Source organism: Sporosarcina sp. FA9, from assembly GCF_051550205.1.
Lineage (GTDB): Bacteria > Bacillota > Bacilli > Bacillales_A > Planococcaceae > Sporosarcina.
Genome location: NZ_CP188819.1, coordinates 691,913 through 713,925, shown reverse-complemented (window position 1 = coordinate 713,925; position 22,013 = coordinate 691,913). Strand labels below are relative to the sequence as shown.

At 39.7% G+C, this 22,013-nt stretch carries 18 protein-coding genes; 5 read left to right on the top strand and 13 right to left on the bottom strand.

The features are described 5' to 3' along the window. Positions 1 to 32 precede the first annotated feature (32 nt). From ACP8HH_RS03335 to ACP8HH_RS03325, 3 genes are all read left to right on the top strand, one after another. Complete coding sequence (locus ACP8HH_RS03335; protein ID WP_438315834.1) at positions 33 to 680, top strand: LytR/AlgR family response regulator transcription factor; 648 nt, start codon at positions 33 to 35, stop codon at positions 678 to 680. A 132-nt stretch (positions 681 to 812) separates the two neighbouring features. Next, a complete protein-coding gene (locus tag ACP8HH_RS03330; protein WP_438315832.1) occupies positions 813 to 2,459 on the top strand; it encodes an ATP-binding protein in 1,647 nt (548 codons plus the stop codon). Beyond that, on the top strand, positions 2,449 to 3,114 hold the full coding sequence (locus tag ACP8HH_RS03325) for a response regulator (RefSeq protein WP_438319006.1): 666 nt from the start codon (positions 2,449 to 2,451) through the stop codon (positions 3,112 to 3,114). Before ACP8HH_RS03330 ends, ACP8HH_RS03325 begins: the two co-directional genes overlap by 11 nt. Before the next feature lie 29 nt (positions 3,115 to 3,143). Here the strand turns inward: ACP8HH_RS03325 and ACP8HH_RS03320 are convergent, their stop codons facing one another. The 13 genes from ACP8HH_RS03320 to ACP8HH_RS03260 form a co-directional block, all read right to left on the bottom strand. Beyond that, the gene (locus tag ACP8HH_RS03320) at positions 3,144 to 4,652 is read right to left on the bottom strand and encodes a tripartite tricarboxylate transporter permease (RefSeq protein ID WP_438315830.1); all 1,509 of its coding nucleotides are present in this window, start codon (positions 4,650 to 4,652) and stop codon (positions 3,144 to 3,146) included. 16 nt (positions 4,653 to 4,668) lie between these two features. Then, positions 4,669 to 5,130, bottom strand: a complete 462-nt coding sequence (locus ACP8HH_RS03315) for a tripartite tricarboxylate transporter TctB family protein (RefSeq protein ID WP_438315828.1) — start codon at positions 5,128 to 5,130, stop codon at positions 4,669 to 4,671. Positions 5,131 to 5,207: 77 nt separating this feature from the next. Beyond that, a complete protein-coding gene (locus ACP8HH_RS03310; protein ID WP_438315825.1) occupies positions 5,208 to 6,266 on the bottom strand; it encodes a tripartite tricarboxylate transporter substrate binding protein in 1,059 nt (352 codons plus the stop codon). A 123-nt stretch (positions 6,267 to 6,389) separates the two neighbouring features. Continuing rightward, positions 6,390 to 6,542 carry a hypothetical protein gene (locus ACP8HH_RS03305; protein WP_438315822.1) on the bottom strand — a complete coding sequence of 51 codons (153 nt, stop codon included), beginning with the start codon at positions 6,540 to 6,542 and terminating at the stop codon, positions 6,390 to 6,392. Between the two features lie 8 nt (positions 6,543 to 6,550). After that, entirely contained in the window at positions 6,551 to 7,216 is a 666-nt protein-coding gene (locus tag ACP8HH_RS03300; RefSeq protein ID WP_438315820.1) for a GntR family transcriptional regulator, read from the bottom strand. 894 nt (positions 7,217 to 8,110) lie between these two features. Next, positions 8,111 to 10,807 carry an aconitate hydratase AcnA gene (gene acnA, locus ACP8HH_RS03295; protein WP_438315817.1) on the bottom strand — a complete coding sequence of 899 codons (2,697 nt, stop codon included), beginning with the start codon at positions 10,805 to 10,807 and terminating at the stop codon, positions 8,111 to 8,113. 16 nt (positions 10,808 to 10,823) lie between these two features. Continuing rightward, entirely contained in the window at positions 10,824 to 11,636 is an 813-nt protein-coding gene (gene prpB / locus ACP8HH_RS03290) for a methylisocitrate lyase (protein WP_438319004.1), read from the bottom strand. Between the two features lie 80 nt (positions 11,637 to 11,716). Next, positions 11,717 to 13,114 carry an MmgE/PrpD family protein gene (locus ACP8HH_RS03285; RefSeq protein WP_438315814.1) on the bottom strand — a complete coding sequence of 466 codons (1,398 nt, stop codon included), beginning with the start codon at positions 13,112 to 13,114 and terminating at the stop codon, positions 11,717 to 11,719. Positions 13,115 to 13,116: 2 nt separating this feature from the next. Beyond that, positions 13,117 to 14,238 (bottom strand): PrpF domain-containing protein, encoded by a 1,122-nt coding sequence (locus ACP8HH_RS03280; protein WP_438315811.1) that lies wholly within the window; start codon positions 14,236 to 14,238, stop codon positions 13,117 to 13,119. Between the two features lie 242 nt (positions 14,239 to 14,480). Beyond that, positions 14,481 to 16,454: an S-layer homology domain-containing protein gene (locus ACP8HH_RS03275; protein WP_438315809.1), complete on the bottom strand. Its 1,974-nt coding sequence runs from the start codon at positions 16,452 to 16,454 to the stop codon at positions 14,481 to 14,483. A 294-nt stretch (positions 16,455 to 16,748) separates the two neighbouring features. Further along, entirely contained in the window at positions 16,749 to 17,558 is an 810-nt protein-coding gene (locus ACP8HH_RS03270) for a GNAT family N-acetyltransferase (protein ID WP_438315806.1), read from the bottom strand. After that, complete coding sequence (locus tag ACP8HH_RS03265; RefSeq protein ID WP_438315803.1) at positions 17,555 to 18,700, bottom strand: M20 peptidase aminoacylase family protein; 1,146 nt, start codon at positions 18,698 to 18,700, stop codon at positions 17,555 to 17,557. The genes ACP8HH_RS03270 and ACP8HH_RS03265 overlap by 4 nt, the downstream gene beginning before the upstream one ends. A gap of 145 nt (positions 18,701 to 18,845) precedes the next feature. Then, positions 18,846 to 19,736 (bottom strand): LysR family transcriptional regulator, encoded by an 891-nt coding sequence (locus ACP8HH_RS03260; protein ID WP_438315800.1) that lies wholly within the window; start codon positions 19,734 to 19,736, stop codon positions 18,846 to 18,848. A 131-nt stretch (positions 19,737 to 19,867) separates the two neighbouring features. Between ACP8HH_RS03260 and hutG the strand changes: the two genes are divergently transcribed. Beyond that, entirely contained in the window at positions 19,868 to 20,812 is a 945-nt protein-coding gene (gene hutG / locus ACP8HH_RS03255) for a formimidoylglutamase (RefSeq protein WP_438315798.1), read from the top strand. Next, positions 20,813 to 22,003 (top strand): sodium/glutamate symporter, encoded by a 1,191-nt coding sequence (gltS, locus tag ACP8HH_RS03250; protein ID WP_438315795.1) that lies wholly within the window; start codon positions 20,813 to 20,815, stop codon positions 22,001 to 22,003. The last annotated feature ends 10 nt before the right edge of the window (positions 22,004 to 22,013 follow it).

Here is a 22,013-nt window from a genome sequence, read left to right as displayed (position 1 = left end):
CGAAATCAAAACTAGTTTAAGGGGGAAATCGTGTGGAGAACAAAGAACTGAACCAAATAAAAACGATTTTAGAAGATTGGATTCCAAAAGATGCGTCCATCGCAATCGCGGTTAAGGGGCGCTACATTCACTACAGTCCAGGCATTCCAAACATTCATCTATCCAAAGGAGAACCAGTTAAAGAGGGAAGTATTGCAGAAATGACCTTTAAAAAGAATTGCAAAGTGGATGCGTTAGTGGATGATTCTGTATTCGGTGTTTCCTATTATGGTATCGGCTATCCCATTTATTTGAAAGATGAGCCCGCTGTATTAGTCGTCATATTGCCGCCTACTTATTTTGTAAAAAGTGAGCCCCTGCTTCTCCTTACCGGAAAGCACGAAGAAACATGGTGTCCCGTACCACTTGAACACATCTCTCATATAGAAAGCCTGCAAAAGAAAACATGGTTTTATGCCGCCAATAAAACCTATAGTGCCATTCACACTTTAAAAAACTTAGAAGCCCGTTTGCCGAACTCTTTCTTACGAATTCATCGTTCGTATATCGTTCATATTCCATTCATTCAGTGCATTACAAGAGACTTTTCATCTGGTTTGGTCATTAAACTTAAAGACGGCACAGAACTTCCCGTAAGCCAGACCTATGTAAATCATGTGAGAAAAAGGCTTGAGTTTTAAGAAACTGCTCAATTCATAATTCACCAATCAACAGAGCCCTCGAATTTTTCGGATAATTGTCTGTTTTTATTAATGTAATCGTTTACAATAGAGAGTATGAGAAACATATGGATGAATGAAGGATGATTCGAAATGGTAGCTAAGTATATTAATAATATGAAACTACAAACTAAAATTGTTATGCTGGTCTTCAGCTTATTTTTATTGATCATCATTGTATTAGGTACAATATTCAATACGATTTTGACAGCATCTATTGAAGAACATATCGGGTTAAGAGCCCTAAACTTAGCGGAAACCATAGCCAGCATGCCATCCATACGGACCGCATTTGAGACGCCTCATCCCGAAGAAGTGATTCAGCCATTAGCCGAAAGTATCCGCATGAAAACAGGTGCAGAATTTATCGTAATCGGAAATACGGATAGTATTCGCTATTCACATCCAAACCCCGATCGAGTTGGCCAAAAAATGGTTGGTGGAGATAATGCGCTCGCTTTAGAGGATGGCGTGTCTTATATATCACAGTCGGAAGGGACACTTGGGCCTTCTTTACGCGGAAAGGCTCCTATATTAAATGAAACAGGTCAGATCATCGGAATTGTTTCTGTTGGTTTTCTAAATATAAATGTCGAAGAAATTATTCAGCAATATGAAAACAAAATCATTTTAACAGTACTTCTTTTCTTAGCCATAGCCATTATTGCATCATACCAAATTGCTAAAGGTGTGAAAAAAGCAATTTTCGGCTTAGAACCGAAGGAGATTGGCCGTTTATTCGAAGAAAGAAGTGCCATTTTACAATCCGTCCACGAAGGAATTATTGCAATCAACGACAAAGGAAATATTTCAATGATAAATGACGCCGCTTACAATGTTTTAGGTATTCAGCCGAGACATGATATTTTACAAACTCATATTTTAGAAGTGTTACCGAATACAAAAATGCTCAATGTTCTATCCGATGGAGAAACCCAATTTAACAAAGAAATGATGATTGGAGACAATCACGTCATTGCTAGTCGTGTACCCATAATTACGGACGGAAAAGTTACAGGTGTCGTATCCAGCTTTCGTAAAAAAACCGATATCGAACAACTATCAAATGAACTGTCTCAAGTTCAACAATATGCAGAAGTTCTACGTTCACAAACGCATGAGTATTCCAATAAACTTCACACAATTTCCGGTTTGATTCAATTAGGTTCTTATCAGGATGCACTCGAAATTATTGTTAAAGAGACGAGCAACTATGAGGAACTGATCCACTTTTTACTGGATGCTGTTCCCGACACATTAATAAGTGCTTTTCTTTTAGGTAAATATACACGAGCACATGAATTGAAAGTAAACTTCATTATCAATAAAGACAGTGCACTCGGTGCTCTCCCTAAAGATTTTCAACGTGAAAAACTTGTAACCATTTTAGGTAATTTATTGGATAATTCCTTTGAAGCTACTTTGGAATCCACAAATCCAAAAAATGAAGTTCATTTATTTATGACGGATTTAGGAAATGATTTCATTTTTGAAATTGAAGATGCTGGAGTAGGTATCGAAGACGATAAGCTTGATTTGATATTCGATAAAGGATTTAGCACAAAAAATGAAGAAAATAGAGGATTTGGCTTGTATTTAGTTAAAGAGTCCTTGAAAGATTTAAATGGCTATATTACTGTATCTAAAAGCGAAATGGGTGGGCTTGTTTTCGTTGTAGTCGTCCCAAAGACAGGAGGAAATGAACTTGCAGAAAATACAAGTACTCATAATGGAAGATGATTTTCGAGTAGCAGATATCAATAAAAAATTCACCGAACGATTAGAAGGATTTGAAGTGTGCGGGATTGCCTCCACAATAAAAGAAGCGAAAGAAAAGCTTCTTACATACAAGCCTGATTTAGTTTTTCTCGATGTTTATTTTCCAGACGGGAATGGGATTGACATGCTTTGGCATATACGCAACCATCATCGTTCAACGGACGTGATTTTAATCACCGCTGCGAAAGAAATAGAAACCGTTCAAGAAGCAATTAGAGGTGGCGTCATCGATTATATTATCAAGCCCGTACTTTTTGATCGATTCGAAAAAACGCTTGCTAAATATATTAAAAACCGGCTTCAAATGACAACAATTGATGATGTGGACCAAGAAGATGTCGATCAATTGCTTCATAACAAAAGAAAAGAACTAACGTATGAACAAAACATACCAAAAGGAATTGATCCGTTAACTCTTAAAAAAATTAAAGGAGAAATAAATACTTTTAAAGAACAAGGCGTGACCGCAGAAGACTTTGGAAAACACGTAGGAATGAGTCGAACAACCGCAAGACGTTACTTGGAATATATGGTTTCAATCGGTTCCATTACTGCGGAGCTTGCATATGGACAAGTCGGTAGACCCGAAAGACTTTACCGATTAAATGAGGAATAAAAAAAGAGGAGAACGTTCTCTCCCCCACTTCATAAAATACCTTTCATCCTGTTTTTCCGAATGATAAACTTCCGAATTAAAACAGGTACTAACAATGACGCAAGCGCAACTACTATTAAAGTGGCTGAAATTGGACGTTCAACAAAAGTTAGTAAACTACCATTTGAAATTGTTAACGCTTGTCGGAATGATTGTTCCATCATTCCCCCTAAAATGAAGGCCAGTATGAACGGTGCCGCTGGGAATGATAGTAGACGCATTGCATACCCAATTACACCAAATATAATAAGCACATACAAATCAAACTGACTAAAACTCACACCATACACACCAACTAAACAGAATATGAGGATAAGTGAAATCAGCATCCCTTTTGGAATGTAAAGGATTTTGGCGATGTAAGGAATTAACGGCAAGTTCAATACAAGCAACATCACGTTTCCTATGTACATACTCGCAATAACTCCCCAAAATATATCGGGATGATCATTTAACAACATTGGCCCAGGTTGTACACCTACTACAAGTAACGCACCTAACATGATGGCCGTTGTTCCAGAGCCTGGAATTCCAAGTGTCAGTAACGGAACGAATGATCCTCCTGCCGCTGCGTTGTTTGCAGATTCAGGTGCCGCTACTCCAACGACGTTTCCTTTTCCAAAAGAATTCGGATCTTTTGCAATCCGCTTTTCAAAGAAATATGCTAAAAAAGACGCAATTGTTGCACCCGCTCCTGGCAACACCCCAACAAAAAAGCCGAATATGGATTGCCTTGCAACAGGTCCCGCCATTACTTTAGCTTCCGATTTCGTAATCTTTAAACTTCCGATACTACTTCCACTTTTAAAGAGACTTTCCTTACGCGTAATAATTAAGGACGTAACTTCTGCTAATGCAAATAATCCTAAAGCAATTACTAAAAAGTCAATCCCATCAAAAAGTTTTGCATTGCCAAACGTAAATCGTTGCGTACCCGTTTGACTATCAATACCAATGGTTGCTACCATAATTCCTACACAAGCAGATATAAATGCTTTTATAGTAGATCCTTCAGATAAAGAAGCAATTGCAGTTAATCCTAAAAGCATTAAAGCAAAGTATTCCGTCGGACCGAATGTAATCGCTACTCTAGCAAGTTGTGGTGCGACTAACATTAAACCGACAGTTGCAAAAGTTCCACCGATAAAGGAAGCTATGGCTGCGATGGCTAACGCCTTTCCCGCTTTCCCTTGCTGAGCCAGCGGATACCCATCAAAGGTCGTAGCTACTGTGGAAGCAACTCCCGGTGCATTTAACAGAATAGAAGATGTAGATCCACCAAATATTGCACCATAATACACACCAGCCATTAAAATTAATGCAGATGCAGGATCCATTCCATAACTTAAAGGAATCATTACTGCAATAGCACTAATTGGCCCCAAACCGGGCAACATCCCAATGATTGTTCCTGCTAATACTCCAATAAAAACAAACATGACGTTTTGCCAAGTAAGTGCCACTTGAAATCCGTAGAGCATACTTTCAAATGTATCCATTAATGATCATCTCCTTTTAAAATGGCAGAATTCCCTGAGGGAGATATATTTTGAGTACGTAATTGAATGAGAAATACAAAATAAGTGAAAAAACAACGGAAACGATAATACTGCGTGTCCAATTTCGATACTCAAACATTCTCATCGTAACGATTAAGAAAATAACGGTACTTAAAACAAATCCTAGTATTTCTAAAAAGAACACAAAAAGTAAAAGAGAAATCAATGTATAAATCAACAACATTTTATCCTCTTTTTTCAAAGTTCTTTTTTCAATCTCCTCTTCTGTTTCCGGCTTGTTATGAACGAATAGCAGAACAGCTAATATGAGAAGTAAAAAACCGAGCCCCTTAGGCAATGCATCCGCGTCTACTTGCACAAATGCAAAATCAGGAAGTTGGTAAGATAAAATCAAGTAAAAAACTGCAATTGCCATAAGAATTAACGCAACTTTTCGATCCATATTTCGTATAGACATACACTCACTCCTCACTTACGTTGTCAAAAGAACAAGAAGGATGTCGAAAATGACCACCCTTCAGATGTACATATGTGTTAGTTTCTTAGTCCAATTTCTTTCATTAACTTATCCATAATGTCATACTGCTCATCTAGGAAAGTACTGAATTCTTCACTACCCATCCAGTTAGGCTCCCAACCATAACGCTCAAGCTCAGCTTTCCATGCATCTGACTCTGACATTTCTTTTAAAGCATTTTCATAAAACGCTGCAGCTTCGGCACTCATGTTACCTGGTCCCATAATTCCACGCCAAACAACAAACGTATCATCGATTCCTTGTTCTACAAGTGTTGGGAAATCTTTTACAACTTCACCTGTAAGACGTTCTGCCGCTGTAATACCCAAAACTCGAACATTTCCTGCACGAACTTGTTCAACTGCTTCACCAACACCTGTAGAATAGACTTCAACTTGTCCTCCTAATAGCATTGTCATACCTGCACCGTCTTGTGAAGATACATATTTAACGCCTTTTGCATCTACACCCGCCGCATGAATTGCTTTGATAAACTGCATGTGATCCATACTACCTGGCGCTGAATCCCCTACGATTGACACTGAACTTGGATCCGCTTTCATTGCATCTACCAAATCACTCATATCTTTAAACGGTGAATCCGCTTTCACAATAAATGCAGCATAGTCACCCGTTAGTGCCGCAAGTGGTGTAAAATCTTTATGTCCTAAATCGGATTGTCCATTTAAAGGTACAAACATAATTGGTGGTGATGTTGGAAATAGTAAATGGTCATCTGTATCTTTTTCATTAATGTATGCCCAACCAATCGCTCCTCCACCGCCCGGCTTATTCACAACTGCCATACGTTGGTCTACAATCTTTTGCTCTTCCATAACTTTAGCTACCGTTCTTGCCGTTGTATCCCATCCACCACCAGCACCTGCTGGAGCAATGAACTCAATTGGCTTACTTGGCTTCCATGCTTCTGTTTCAGTTTCTGTTTTCGTTTCTTTTTCCGTTGCTGCTGCTTTATCATCTTCCTTTGGTGCGTCTGCTTTATCTGCACTACAAGCCGCTAATATTGTTGCCATTACTAATGCAAAAACAAGTAAAAATAAATTACGTTTCATCATCGATATATTCCCCCTTTTTATCATTCTCATTTAGTATATAGTGACTCTGTCAATATAGAATCTTCTGAAAATAGTGTTTATACTGTTTTTATAAATCATTTAGTTCATAAAGTTCACAGTGGTTTATTTCTTTAAGAACTTATTGATACGATTGGCGGCTTCCCCAACATGTAATGCCATAACCCCAGCAGCGGCAACAATACTCGATTGCCTCACCGCAATTTCTTCCGCATTTAAACAGATTCCAGAAAAAAGACAATGATTCAATTGAATCATTGTCCGTATTAGTTCTCCAAAGAAAGCAACAGCGTCTCTTTAGCAACCGTTAAATTACGCATAATGTGTTTCCTCATTTCCTTCTCAACCATATCAGCGTTTCTCTTACGAATAAACTTCATAATTTCTTCATGTTCATGCACCGGTAAAATTGGACTATACTCTGGATTCTTATATCCACTAATTCTCCGATAACGTTCAATTTGACCATCCAACTGTTCCATTAGACGCTTCGCTGTCTGATTCGAACTTAACGCATATAACTTCGAATGAAATTCACTGCCGTACATAATCGTATGCTCAATACGTCCTTGCTCAGCCGCAAGCTTCATCAAAACCAACACATCCTCTAACTGATGAAGCTTTTCATCCGTCATATTGAGCGTTGCTTCTCGCGCCAACAACCCTTCAATTACTTCACGAACCTTATACACTTCTTCAGCTTCCACCAACGTAATCGGAGCAACATGCATCCGACCATTTGCCTGTTTAATAATTAACCCTTCCAGTTCAAGCCGATAAAGAGCTTGCCTAAGGGGCGTACGACTCACATTCAACTGAGCCGACAACTCCTCCTCCACAAGCTGTTTCTCAGGAGCATACTCCAGTTCAATAATCTTAGTCCTAACTGCCTCATAAGCAATATCACTAGATGATTTCCTTTTCACATTCATTATTATAATCGTCTCCCTTAATTTAAAACAGATACCAATACCACAAGAGCAATATTGAGTGTAGGAGTGTGCAACGCAAGAGGGAACTGAACAAGTCCGTTAATATAGTGTGGTCCATAATCTCAGTTGATTTGCGTTCCAGGCGGACGCGTTCGGGAGGGCGGGCGGTGGACCAACCCGTTCGCTTCGCTACCGTTGGTTGTTTCACCTGTCCCGCTGATCCTCCCCGAGTCGCCGCCTTGCACTCCAATCAACCTAAAATCCTGAAAGTAAAAATGCTGAGTAGACTCCCATTGATTTCAAAACCGAACGAATGCATTTGACCAATTGGGCGAAACCAGTACTACTTCAAATGAAACGTGTGCAACCTATGTGGAGAAATGCAACCAAACTCGTTTGACCTTTACAATCCTCGGACAAAACATCACCAAGCAGCAAGCGTGATTGGAAACCACACTTCATTAGTAATCCCAATTCCTCAAACCAGTAAATCTCCAACCCAAACCACATATAGAATCCTCAGAATTACTATACAATGACAATGAACTATCTAGCGTAGAAGCGATAAGCGTGAGCCGATGCAATGAGATCGGCAGCGCCTTTCTGTCGAGCTCATTGCGAAAGGCCATCGCCAAGCGCCAAGCGAATTTGGAAACAACTTACCTTAAGAAATCCTAACACCATAATACAACCCAGGAAATAGAACTAATCTAGTGCCGAAGCGACAATACAAAGGAAGGCAGCCAAAGATCGCCGCATCGTGCGGCAAAGGCTGCACACCTGCATCCTGCAGGCGCCGAAACCAGGCCATCGCCAAGCGCCAAGCGAATTTGGGAACCACATTCCATGAGAAATCCGAAAACCACTCGCACTTTTATTAATTCGTAATATTCCCTAACGAAGAAGCTCTTGCATAACAGACGGTAATATTCCACCATTCATATAATACTCAACTTCAATCATACTATCCAACCTCACAACTGCAGCAAACGCACGAACTGCACCATCCACATCCGTCACCTGAACACTCACAAGTTGACCCGGCGTCGGCATCTCCGTTAGACCAACAATATCATAACGCTCCGTTCCATCTAAACTAAATCCAATCGCACTCTCCCCCGCACAAAACTCGAGCGGAAGAACACCCATACCAACAAGATTATCTCGATGAATCCGCTCAAAACTCTCCGCCAGAACAACCTTCACACCGAGCAGCGCAGTCCCCTTAGCAGCCCAGTCCCTAGAGCTCCCCGTACCGTACTCTTTCCCGGCAACTACAAGAAGATTTTTATCCAGTTCCTCATACTTCATAGCCGCATCATAAACAGACAAGATTTCGCCACCCGGCAAAAACTTTGTAAAACCGCCTTCTTTTCCATCCGCAAGACCATTGCGCAAGCGCACATTCGCAAACGTTCCGCGCACCATCACATTATGATTTCCCCTTCGAGATCCATATGAATTAAATTGCCTTGGTGAAACACCTTGTTCCGTCAAATAACGTCCCGCAGATGAAGTTAATCCGATATGTCCTACCGGTGAAATATGATCTGTCGTAATCGAATCGCCTAACAGTAACAACACATTCATATCCTTCAAATTAGACTCCAGTACTTCGTTTTGATTGCCAGCCTTAAAGAAAGGAGATTCCTGTATATAAGAAGATTCCTTGTCCCATTCATATAATGGACCTACAGGTACTTCAATGGCATCCCATCGTTCATTGCTAAAAATATCGGCATACTGACGCTTAAACAAATCTGAGTCAATGGTAGACGCAATCACTTTCTCGATTTCTAATGATGAAGGCCAAATATCTCGCAAATAAATATTCTGTCCTTCGTGATCCACGCCTAAAGGTTCCGACACTAAATCCTTTTGAATCGTACCAGCGATTGCATAGGCAACGACTAAAGGAGGGGAAGCTAAATAATTCGCTTTTATAAGAGGATGAACCCGACCTTCAAAATTTCGATTACCACTTAATACAGACGAAACAATTAGCTCATTATCTGTAATCGCAGTTTCCACTTCTTCTGAAAGAGGTCCCGTATTTCCGCAACAAGCACCGCAACCATACCCATCCACAAAAAATCCAAGTTTCTCTAAATAAAACAACAGACCAGACTCCTGTAAATACTTCGTAACAACAGTAGAACCCGGAGTTAGACTCGTCTTCACATAGCTTGGCGTACAAAGCCCCTTTTCAAAAGCATTCTTTGCAATTAAACCCGCCGCAATCATTACATGGGGATTCGATGTATTGGTACAACTTGTAATGGCTGCAAGAACGATGGATCCTGTATTCAATTGTTCTTTAGATTCGTGCAATTGTACAGTTCGTTTCAATTCCGTACTTGGTAAAGCATAACCCTGTTCCGTTAATGGAGCTGAAATCGAACGCGTAAAGGCTTCCTTCATATCCGAAAGACTTACTTTGTCTTGAGGTCTTTTAGGTCCCGCTAATGTTGGACCAATTTTAGACAAATCAATTTCAACTACATCGGTAAACATAGGATTAGCAGTTTCATTTGTGCGATAAAGCCCCTGTGCTTTGTGATACGCTTTTGAAAGTTCGACATATTGACCTCTTCCAGTGAGTTTCAAATAGTCCATCGTCACGTCATCTGTTGGAAAAAAGGACATTGTTGCACCGTATTCGGGAGCCATATTTGAAATTGTTGCTCGGTCCGCTAAAGAGATTTCACTCACCGAAGGGCCAAAAAATTCAACAATCTTACCGACAACACCTTTTTTACGAAGCACGTTTGTTACTGTTAATGCTAAATCAGTTGCCGTTGAACCTTCGGACATTTTACCGTTCAGTTTAACTCCAACAACTTGCGGGACTACGAAAAAGAGAGGTTGCCCCAACATCGCCGCTTCCGCTTCAATTCCCCCAACACCCCATCCGATTGTGCCAAGTCCGTTAATCATCGGTGTATGTGAATCCGTTCCGACAACCGTATCTAAGTAAACATCCGTTCCGCCATTTTGCTCTTTTGTAATGACGGAAGTGCCTAAATGCTCCAAATTGACTTGATGAACGATTCCAGATGCCGGTGGAACAACTCTAAAATTATCAAAAGCCTGTTGTGCCCATCGCACGAAACGATAACGCTCTGCATTACGATCGTATTCAAGCTCCAAGTTTAAATGAAATGAGTTTTCATTTCCAGAAGCCTCGGTAATAATGGAATGATCGACAACTAAATCTACAGCAATTTGCGGATTAATGCGGCCGATGTCTCCACCTAAATTTGTAACCGCACTTCTCATTGCAGCTAGGTCTACTATTGCCGGGACTCCCGTGAAATCCTGCAACACAACTCTTGCAGGTTTAAACGGAATTTCGCTGTTGCTATATTGAGTCTTGTGCCAGTTCGCAATGAGTTTTATATGTTCATCTGTAATATACTTACCATCAAATTGACGCACAGCACTTTCAAGCAATGCTTTTACAGAAAACGGCAGTGAAGAAATTTCTCCTATACCTTCATTTGCCAGCGTTTCAAGTTTGAAATAACGATATGCTTTTTCGTCTACTTCTAATGTAGAAAATGTCTTATCTTTAATCTCAGAGTATTTCATCGAATCCAACTCCTCTTCAATCCAAAATCGTTTTAGAGATTGTGCTGTCTAATTCTTCATACTCGAAATACTTAAGCGTTTCATATAGTTCTTTACGTGTTTGCATTTTTTCAATCGCGTCTTTTTGTGTCCCTGTTTCTTTGATTAATTGATAGACGTCTGAAATTGCTTTGGATGCAATGCGTAATGAAGTCACAGGATAAATGACCATTTTATAGCCCCATTCTTCAAACTGTTGCGCACTGAAATAAGGCGTTTGCCCAAACTCAGTCATGTTCGCAAGTAAAGGTGCATCCACTTCCTTCGCAAAATGTCTGAATTCTTCTTCCGTTTGAAGCGCCTCTGGAAAAATTGCATCGGCTCCTGCTTTCATATACGCTTTTGCCCGCTCGATTGCAGCATCTATACCTTCAACACTTTTTGCGTCTGTTCGTGCGACAATTACGATGTCTGGACTCGCTTTTCGTGCCGCAATAACTTTTTGGACCATCTCTTCTGTTGAAACAAGTTTCTTTCCATTTAAATGGCCACATTTCTTCGGCAATTCCTGATCTTCCATTTGAATGGCCGCCGCTCCAGCATCCATTAATTCCAGAACAGTTCTTGATACATTTAAAACACTTCCAAATCCAGTATCTATGTCCACTAACAACGGTAATCCTGTTGCACGTGTAATTTCCCTAGTCCGCATCGCAAGTTCGGTGAGTGTAATCAGCCCAAGATCTGGTAGACCTAAACTTGCTGAAAACGCACCACCTGAAAGATATAATGTATTGAATCCTTGCTCCTTCGCAAGTAACGCAGCCATCGCGTCATGCGAACCGGGAATTTGAATAATCCCAGTATCTGAAGTAAGTAAATTTCGTAAGGTTACTATTGGATTTTCCTCTTGGTTTCGAACGAGCCAACTCATGCAAGCACCTCCGCTTTTCTATGAAAACAGTTTATAAGTTCTTCGTAATCTGTTATATTCTCAAAATTTCGTAAAATGTTCAATCCTTTTATTTGTTGTTCTTCAGTAATGAAATTCTGTGTTAAACGGAAAAATTTCTCTTCTATCTTTTCATCCGAAAATGGATTACCACTATGACCAGCAGGATGTTTCACAATCTCTGCCAACTTTCGTCCGTCTTTCATTAATAGCGTAATTCGATTTGGATTGCCGTCCGGATAACCAGCATTCATTTCATCTGTCACTTCAATAGTCATCATCGTTTTCAAACGACTTAATGTTTTCTCAACTGAAAGTCGTTCCGGCGAAAATGTTTCTAAATTAATTCCACCGTCTTCAAGTGCCGCCATAACAATAAATGGAAGTGAGTGATCCGCAGTTTCTCTTGTTTCTGGAGCCCATTTTTGCTCGTCTTTCGCTAAAATATCATAAGCCATTTGGAACGTTTCAATATGCACTTGTTCAATATCATCTGCAAAGTCAATTTGTTCATATAAATTCAAAGCGGCTTCAATTGCACTTTGCGTCATGTATTCCACTGCCCAGTTCTTCACGTACGTCTTTAAAATACCTTCTGGACTGACTACGTTTTCGAACTTTTTCGCAACAGCATCCACATCTAACTTTTGAGCGAGCATTTGATAATTCATTCCCATCGTTCCTTCAAACGGTTCAAAAGGTCCCTTCATTCCACATTCCGCAAGTTGTAGTGCAAAAACAGCATTACGTGCCGCATTCGCTGCTGCCGCTGCTTTCCACATGGAAATTTCACCGTTTCTCGTTTGTCGCATTGCCGCATGAGGAACAATTGCAAGTGCTAAAGCTTGTTCTGTTTGTTCAGTCGTAAAATCAAGCAAGTTCGCACCGCCAACAACCGTTGCAACCGTTATATAATTCACATGATCCCAACCATTCGACTTCAAGCTTGCAGAATCACAGAAATTAACGCCCACTTCATAAGCCGTTGCAATTGCAGCTATTAATTTCTTACTTGAAATTTTACGTTCTTCAGCAAGTGCGAAAAGTGGTGCAATGACGTCACTTGGATGCAATGGCTCTACAGATAAATACGTATCATTGTAGTCCAAATAGCGAATCGCTGTCCCGTTTGCAAACGTTGCATAATCGACCGCAACCTTTTTATCCGTACCTATAACAGAAGCCCCGCCTTGTTTCTCATAAAGGTAAGAAAGTTTTCTAGCCGCGGTAGATGCATCAAATTCATATCCCGACATTAAACAAGCAAATGTATCAATAACACGCCTCTTTACTTCCGCAACAACTGGTTCTGACAAGCTTTCAAACCTTACCCCTTTTGCAAATTCAGCTAATGATTTTGTAATACGATCCGACATACTTATTCCTCCTCATTTTTTTCGGGAATATATAAATTCCCCTTCATTATTCTTCGTGCTGTTCGTTCAAGACCAACAGATTCCACATCTGTACTTTCACTGTTTAACTGCACTTGAACTTCGGCAATTCCATCTGGATGACCGATTCGAACGACCCACATATTTCCAGAGTCCGTCATTCCAGAACAATCATTTGGAACTGTACCGGGTAGAAGCGTTGCTGCTGCTAAATTGTATAGCCCACTTCCAGCAAATGTCCTGTGGAAACGCCCCATTGAGACCATCTTGGCAACAATATCTACTTCTTCTATCTTTATTTCTTTTCCAGAAGACGTCACATAATTATGCGGGGGGGAAACAATTGCAATTTTAGGTATTGCAGGCGCATCGGTTGCTTCCTGTATTGAGTTCGTCAATCCAGTTTGAACCGAAATTTCACATCTTGTTGATTCAAGGAAAGCCAGTAGTTCTTCGTCTGAAAAGCCTTTTACAGATTCCCGACTTATATATACAAATGGATTCACAATATCCACAACAGAAACATGATGATTTTTTTCATTAACAACAATGTCTGTTGAAGTTCCTAAAGGGAATGTGCTGCCCGTTTTCCCACCACCCGGCGATAATATATCTACACTGTATTTAGCCCCTGACAAAGTGAGTCCAGACATTTGATAATCACCCGTTACTCGGGCCTTACCGTTTATAATAGGCACTCTTATGCGGATCATCTTATCGATATTTGTATTGAACGCATTCACAAGTACATCCGTATTTCCACCCGCAGCAACCTTTTGTTCATCAACGGCATACGCACCAACCGCTGCCATTAAATTTCCGCAAGTTCCTTTATCGTCAACGACTTCTTCACCTATTCCAATTTGATAAAACGTATAATTAATATCTGCTCCCTCAACTGAAGGAGGGCTAATCACAACCACTTTACTCGTATGAGAAGTTCCACTACCTAAGCCATTCACTTGGGATAAATTATAGGAATCAATGCCGTTTATAAAGATCTGTTCCATCTCTTGTCGATCTTCGGGTAAATCCTTCACATCGAAAAATAATCCTCTGCTCGTTCCGCCTCTGTAAACGACACATGGAACTGAAAACTGGCTCATCCAATCACTCCTTTACGTCTATATGTATAATTGTATACAATTATACAGACTAGTTCAAGACAATCCTTTTAATTAAATGCATTTGGCCAATTACCACTAGTTCTTTAGTCTTGTTTTGATGATATAACTGAAGAAGTGTCGAATATACTCCGCAAAGTGTCGGATATCATGATCGAACTGTCGGATATATATAAAAAATGCGCCACAACTGATTCGACTCAGCTGTGACGCGTTTCATTTTTTTATTTTACAGTTGGAATCTCTCGCACATAATCTCCGTGAACAAAAAGTTCACTGTACTCCAATGAATCTGAAGCAATTTTCAACCACGGGCTGATTTCAGCAGACTCAAGGATGAGCACAGGAAGTCCCGTTTTATCGTAACGGAACGCTCTTTGGATATCAGTGTTTGGTGCGAAACGAACGTTTAGCGCCTCTGTTGTCAAACCAACTTTATAAGGATTCGACAACTCTCTTCCACCCATCATTTTATCCATACGATACATATGACCCGCTGCTTTTGCTCCCCAATAAGGATCGGATGCGTATTTAACGTTAAAGCCCATCGCTTTATTTCCAAAAACCGCTCCATTTGCGTGCGGTGCATTTGGTGGAATATAATTTTTATTAAAATACGATTTGAGTAACTCGTCAATGTTTTCTTCGACAGATACAAAATGATCACTTGCAGGTCGATCATCATAGATCTTTAATCCGAATAAATTATTAAACTCTTGAGAATTGGCACTTAGACCATATGCACTTTCATGTTGTGCAAGTGCAAGGATAAGCATTGCGTTGACATTTTTCTCTTCTTCAACCTTTTTCAAATAGCTTCCAAGACCAACAAGTTTACTTTTTTCAACAGCATCTGTATATATTTCATTATTGGGATTGTCCTTTTTCAGTGTTTCCAACAACTTTATTGTATACGCATCGATTTCCTCTGCAGTATACTGAGACGCACTTCTGGCAGGAAGGTACTGGAAGTATTGATAATGTGCACCTATATTTACACCATTCGCTGATTTAAAATTAATGCCGTCCCAGCTGTAATACCTTTCACCAGCTTTCATTGTAGAGGGCGCTTTTCCAGCTTGATAGGAAACGTATTTTCCTGTACTATTCAAATAAATATGATGAGTGAGCACATCCTTCGAAACTGAATAATACGAACGTTCCTTAACTGCTTTCCAAGGTTTCAAATTACTATTTTCATGTTTAATAAAGCCTTTTTTTCCAGCTATCGCAATTTCAACATATGTATCTGTTGAACTCACATATTCAAGTTCGATATCTGTCGTAACATACGTCTCCACATTCGTTAAACTTTTCGTTGGATATATGTGTGTTAGCGAACTTGCAAGCGTCGGCTTTGTAACAACAATTCCGCCCGGCATTTTAATAATTGAATCTCCATACTGTATAACGTCACCGGATTTTAGAGCCGCTAGAGCTTGCTCGTACGTTTTATAACTCTTTGAAACAATTGTACTTCCATTTTCCTGAATACTAGCAGTGTCATATGTGAGCACAGGAATTTCTGGTACATCTGGAATTTCAGGTTCTACAGGTGGAATTTCTTCTTCCACTTTTCCGACTGCAGTTAAGAAACGTGAAATGACAGCTGCAGCATCACCGCGAGTTGCATTATCAAGAGGTCTGAAATAAACGCCGTCTTGCATTTTTGAACCGTTAAATATTTTATAATTTACCGTATTGCTTATAGCAGAATGGTATTCTTCCAATATTTTATTATTGTCTGTAAATGTTAACGGCGTCGTTTTATCTTCCATTGCCATATGATCAAGTGCACGTTTAACGATAACTGCCATATGTTGACGACTGATTTTTGCAGTGGGTTTAAACGTACCGTCTGGATAACCTGTAATTAGATTTGCCCCCGCTGCCGCAAGAACACCCTCAACTACGCCAGTTTCTTCCGTTACATCCGAAAATACAACACCCTCATGCGGAACTTCTAAATTAAGTGCACGGGTCATAATTACTGCGAATTGACCGCGAGTAACTTGTCCATCCGGTTTATAAATTCCATTGCCGTAGCCATTCATTATTTTTTTATCAATGATGAGTCGTAACTCTTTTTCATGATGATGTCCCGTAATATCGTCTTTCGCATTGGCTGATGCCAGAATTGGAAGCATAAGCACAAGTACTAACAAAGTCGGGATGATTTTTTTGATTAGTTGATTCATCGTAAAACTCCTAACTGTAGTTTGATAGAGACTTCTTTTCTATTAAGAGTCTAACACAAACAGTAGAGTTATGCTTTTGCTTTTACGAAAAAAACCCCACTAGATCAACTACAATCTAGTGGGATTGAATCTTATTATTTGGCTGATTTCGTTGCACACCAAGGACATTTCGTTGCACATCTCAGCATTCGTTGCACACAAAGAGAGTTTCGTTGCACATCTCACTGAATTGGTTGCACACCAAGATAGATTCGTTGCACACCCCAGCATTCATTCACGAAAAACTTATTAAACTCATAACGGGATCGTTTCTTTTTTAACCAATTGATAGTAGTGGACTCTGTCGGCTGAGAGGTTGACGTTGACTACGCAATAACCGGCACTGAATAAGGTTTGAAAGATTTCCCTTGTTTTCATTCGCCAGTCAAGGGCGAGTTCGGGTTCATTTTTCTTAATGAATTGGAAGTCATGTGGGACCGGCACTTCGATTCCTTCTAGATTGGTTGGAATTTCAACAACGGTAAGTTCGGGATTCCCTTGTTCGCTATAATGAATCTGAAAAGGGCATTCGTACGTTGAAATATCCGGGTTCCACTTTTCTTCGACACGTTCACTTGTAATCCACCAATCGATATTGAATCTGTCGGATGGAAGGCCGTGGTTCAGTCCATCTTCCATATCGCCGTAACAGTTCTCCACGTACGTATCACAAATTCCATAGAGTTTTGAAATGTTTAGATAGGCATTTAAACTTTCCAGCGGGTCGAATGTCCATCTTATAAGATCGTAGCCGAGTTCTTTTGCTTGTACCAGTTGTTCGTCTTTTAATGCTTTGCCGATACCCCGTTTTTGGTAATCGGGATGAATTCCTAACATATGTGAACATAAATGAAGCTTCCCGTTAACAACCCCGGGAAATCCGTAGGAGAACCCAACAATTTCATTATTAATGAAAGCTCCCAACATTATTCCGCCATTTTTAGTGGAGGTAAATGTTTGATGCACTGGAACCGGCTGGACTCCCCATATAATTGTCTCAAGCCCCTGTATGAGTTTCATTTCCGAATTTGTTTTCAAGCTCCGTACCGTTACGAATTCCGTCACTTTAACACTCCCTCTTCTTCGATTCGGTCGAAGGATAAAATCACAGCTCGTGCAAGAATTTCGATTCCTGTAAGTAAACTTTCTTTATTAAACGTCATTTTTGGGTGATGCAGTCCTGGCGATAAATCACAACCGAGTCCAAGCATCGTTGCTTTTACACTCCGTCTTTTTAATGTGTAGTAATGGAAATCTTCCCCGCCTGGCGTAACAATTGGTTTTGTCAGGTATTCTGCACCAACCGTTTCCGTAATTGCTTGTGCCATCATTCCAACGGCTCCATCATCGACTTCAGCAGCAGCGATTTCAGAACCAATTTCATAATCGATTTCAACGCCTGTCATCGCGGCTACAGAACGAATTACTTTTTTCACTTTATTCATTAATTCAATCATGACCGCATTTGTTTGTGCACGAAGATCCAAGCTAAAAACCGCGTTTCCTGGAATAATATTTGCCGATTCGCCGCCCGCTTGGAACATCGTCATCTTCACCGAATGAGGAACCATTGGATCTAAATGAATTGCTTTAAGTGCTTGTACAAGAAGTGAACCGACTTCAATCGCATTGTCGCCAAGATGAGGTCTTGCACCGTGCGTATCTGTTCCCGTAATTTTTCCAGCAATCATTTTTGCAGAACCGTGCATAATTGCAGGTGATGAATAGCCGTGTCCAATTTCTTGGATTGGTCGTAAATGAACACCGTACAAATAATCGACGTCATCGACAACGCCTTTTTCAACGAATGCCAGTGCGCCTTTTCCTTTTTCTTCAGCGGGTTGGAATATGGCTTTCAATCGACCCACTTTTGGATAGCCCAGTTTTTTCAAAACAAGCATCACACCTACAGCCATCGTCATATGTGCATCGTGCCCACATGAATGATTCGCTTGATATACGCCGTCCACTTCTTGCCAAAGAGCATCGATGTCTGCGCGAATTCCTACACATTTGTCGCCTGATCCAACATTCACAACTAAACCCGTCAAATCGTCAAACGTCGTTACATCAAAGCCTTCTTTTTCCATTAAATCTTGTAAATAGTTTGTCGTTTCAAATTCTTTAAAGCTTACCTCGGGGTTCTCATGCAAATGTTCAAATACATCTTCAACTACTGCTCTTACTTCTTCAATTGCACTTTTCATCGACCATCTACTCCTTCACTCAATAGGTTCTAAGTATCGTATCTTCATAGTCAATTTACCATATCTTGAATTGATTCACAAACTGGTTTCTGAAATTTCGGAATCCAATTTAAATACAATTATTCACTAATACCAGTACTATTTACTACTTATTCACTTTAAAGTATTCTTTTGTTCCTTCAATAAATCCCAAAACTGCTGGAGAGAGATATCGGTTTTTCATATACGTTAAATATACGGTTCGATTTAATGAAGGTGAATCAATTTTTTTATGAATCATTTCATTATCTTGTGAACCTTCCAAGTAACTTTCAGGAATCAATGCAATACCTAAATTTTCACGCACCAAACTTAATGCCGTTTCAAAACGGCTAATTTCATATTTAATCAACGGAGTAGCTTGCTCAAACTGAAATGTTTTTAATACATCATCTCTCGTTTGAAAACCTTCGCTTGTTATAATAAATGAATCATTTTCAAGCTCTTTCAGTTCGATTGATTTTTTATTTGCGAGTGGATGGCTTTTATGAACAACCAGAACAAGATTTTCATTGTACAGAGGAACCGTTTCAATATCGGATTCATGAATTGGCTGATTTGTAATGATTGCATGTGTTTCATATTTTCGTAACGAGCTTTTAACATCCTCACCGCTTAGAACTTCCATCAGTTTAATTTTCATGTTTGGAAACTCTTCATTATAATGAACAATTACTTTCGGTATCCACTGCTTAACCGATTCAATCATACCGATTTCAAGTTCTCCATTCCCAATGAGTTTTACTTCTTTCATTTCCTTTTCAACAATATCCATTTCCAACAATAAATGAAGGGCTCTACCGTGCAAAACATTTCCTGCTTCAGTTAATTTAATCGTTCTGGTACTTCGCTCGAGCAACTGAAAACCCAATTCACTTTCTAAGTTTTTAATCGCATTGCTTAGTGAAGGCTGGGAAATATGCAATTTATGTGCTGCTTTTGAAAAACTCATATGCTCTACAATTTGCACAAAATAATTAAGTTGTTTTAAGTCCATTTTGTTCCTTCCCTTCATCACTTATAGTTACAGGCTATCAATTCATATTAATACTATATTAGATTTAATAAGTCTGCTCATATATAATTTAAAACAACACATATCTGAAAGTTCGGAAAGGATGTTTATGAATGAAAAATGTTCCTGAAGGTATTTGGTCCGGAAGAATCGACCATCATACGAATAGATCAAGTTTTAGGATTCACCAAATAATCGAATTAGTAGAACTTGAAAACTTGAATTCGGTAAATAAAGCATGCGCACTTATCGGTTTTGAATCTGAAGAAGGCGTTCGTAGAAATAAAGGTCAACTCGGAGCCGCCACGGCACCAAACGAATTGCGAAAAGAATTAGCTAAATTGCCTTGGAAATTGCCAGAAGGCAAACGTTTAGTTGATATCGGTACTGTTGAATGTGTTGGAACCGAACTCGAACAAGCCCAAGAAAACTTAGGGAATGTTGTTTCAACTGTTTTAACCAAAAACGTCACACCAATCATTCTGGGAGGTGGACACGAAACAGTTTTCGGTCATTATTCCGGTGTTCGTAAATTCATTGGAAGTGATGCTTCTCTTGGAATCATTAACATCGATGCTCATTTTGATTTGCGTTCTTACGAAGAACAAACTTCTTCTGGTACGATGTTCAGACAAATTCTTGAAACAGACAGCAATAGCAATTACTTCGTTCTTGGAATTCAGCGGTACGGAAACACAAAAGAACTGTTTGATAAAGCAGATGAACTTCGTGTCGAATATGTTTACGAAGATCAAATGTCCGTAGGCAACACCGAATCTGTTCTAAACGACTTTATAGATAAACACGATTTTATTATGCTTACATTATGTACGGACGTCCTAAATGCAGCTTTTGCACCCGGCGTTAGCGCTCCTTCACCATTTGGTCTTGACCCCAAAGTTGTTCGCTCAATTATTCAAACTGTCACGTCAAACAAGAAGACGCTTTCATTTGATATTTCTGAAGTGAATCCTATTTTAGATGAAAATAATCGGACTGTAAAACTCGGTGCATATTTAATAAATGAAGCAATCACATCATTTCTGGGAGGAAAATAAATGAATTTAGAGATCAATCAAGTAACAACTATTTTCCTTGCAATCGGACTTTTAGTTTTAGGGATGTTTTTAGTAAACAAGATTGGAGTATTGCGGAAGTTTTGCATACCCGCTCCAGTAGTCGGCGGATTAGTTTTTGCCGCACTTGCTACGTTATTAAAATCACTCGGAGTTGTGGAATTCACACTCGACACGTCTTTACAAAGTTTATTTATGATTACATTTTTCACCACAATCGGTTTAGGTGCGAGTTTTAAACTCGTAAAACTCGGTGGAAAACTACTTGTTATCTACTGGTTGGCATGTGGATTTTTAGCCCTAGCACAAAACGTAATCGGTGTTTCAATGGCCTATCTATTCAATCTGCATCCACTTATCGGATTGATGGCTGGTGCAGTGTCAATGGAAGGCGGACACGGGGCCGCAACTGCTTTCGGACAAACCATTGAGGATCTTGGCGTCGATTCAGCACTTTCAATTGGTATAGCAGCCGCTACGTTCGGTCTTGTTGCTGGTGGTCTAATCGGTGGTCCTATCGTTAAATATTTAATTACGAAATACGATTTAAAACCTGTTGAAACAGATGAAGACGCAGGTATACCGATAGGAGAAACTGAAAAACCAATCGAAACGAATCAATTTTTCACACAGCTATTACTCATTACATTTTGTATGTCACTTGGTACGTATTTAGGCGAGCTGTTCTCTACTGCAACTGGTTTTGTTCTTCCAGGTTATGTGGGTGCTATGTTCGTTGCTGTTATTGTTCGAAACATTGTGGATAAAATCAATCCGAAAGTCGTGGATATGAAGAGTATTGGTTTAATAAGCGATGTGTCTCTTGGTATTTTCTTAACAATGGCACTTATGAGCATTAAGCTTTGGGAAATTGCGAACTTAGCTTTACCTCTACTCGTAATCGTTTTTGTACAAGTTGTTTTCATTACTCTTTTCGGGATTTTCATCTTGTTCCGCATGCTTGGTAAAGACTACGATGCTGCAGTAATGGTCGCTGGATTTACAGGACACGGTCTAGGTGCAACCCCTAACGCAATGGCGAATATGGCTGCTGTTACCCAGCGATACGGTCCATCAAGAAAAGCGTTTCTAATCGTACCAATCGTCGGTGCTTTTTTAATCGATGTGTTCGCAATACCAATCATCATTACCACAATTAATTTATTCCAATAAAAAGAAGGTG

What these genes read in the sequence shown, in the direction of transcription:
- ACP8HH_RS03285 (WP_438315814.1), bottom strand. Translation starts at nt 13,114, where the DNA reads ATGTCGGATCGTATTACAAAATCATTAGCTGAATTTGCAAAAGGGGTA.
- ACP8HH_RS03275 (WP_438315809.1), bottom strand. Translation starts at nt 16,454, where the DNA reads ATGAATCAACTAATCAAAAAAATCATCCCGACTTTGTTAGTACTTGTG.
- gltS (WP_438315795.1), top strand. Translation starts at nt 20,813, where the DNA reads ATGAATTTAGAGATCAATCAAGTAACAACTATTTTCCTTGCAATCGGA.
- ACP8HH_RS03265 (WP_438315803.1), bottom strand. Translation starts at nt 18,700, where the DNA reads ATGAAAAGTGCAATTGAAGAAGTAAGAGCAGTAGTTGAAGATGTATTT.
- ACP8HH_RS03280 (WP_438315811.1), bottom strand. Translation starts at nt 14,238, where the DNA reads ATGAGCCAGTTTTCAGTTCCATGTGTCGTTTACAGAGGCGGAACGAGC.
- ACP8HH_RS03320 (WP_438315830.1), bottom strand. Translation starts at nt 4,652, where the DNA reads ATGGATACATTTGAAAGTATGCTCTACGGATTTCAAGTGGCACTTACT.
- ACP8HH_RS03300 (WP_438315820.1), bottom strand. Translation starts at nt 7,216, where the DNA reads ATGAATGTGAAAAGGAAATCATCTAGTGATATTGCTTATGAGGCAGTT.
- ACP8HH_RS03325 (WP_438319006.1), top strand. Translation starts at nt 2,449, where the DNA reads ATGGAAGATGATTTTCGAGTAGCAGATATCAATAAAAAATTCACCGAA.
- ACP8HH_RS03260 (WP_438315800.1), bottom strand. Translation starts at nt 19,736, where the DNA reads ATGGACTTAAAACAACTTAATTATTTTGTGCAAATTGTAGAGCATATG.
- hutG (WP_438315798.1), top strand. Translation starts at nt 19,868, where the DNA reads ATGAAAAATGTTCCTGAAGGTATTTGGTCCGGAAGAATCGACCATCAT.
- ACP8HH_RS03305 (WP_438315822.1), bottom strand. Translation starts at nt 6,542, where the DNA reads ATGATTCAATTGAATCATTGTCTTTTTTCTGGAATCTGTTTAAATGCG.
- ACP8HH_RS03315 (WP_438315828.1), bottom strand. Translation starts at nt 5,130, where the DNA reads ATGTCTATACGAAATATGGATCGAAAAGTTGCGTTAATTCTTATGGCA.
- ACP8HH_RS03330 (WP_438315832.1), top strand. Translation starts at nt 813, where the DNA reads ATGGTAGCTAAGTATATTAATAATATGAAACTACAAACTAAAATTGTT.
- ACP8HH_RS03310 (WP_438315825.1), bottom strand. Translation starts at nt 6,266, where the DNA reads ATGATGAAACGTAATTTATTTTTACTTGTTTTTGCATTAGTAATGGCA.
- acnA (WP_438315817.1), bottom strand. Translation starts at nt 10,807, where the DNA reads ATGAAATACTCTGAGATTAAAGATAAGACATTTTCTACATTAGAAGTA.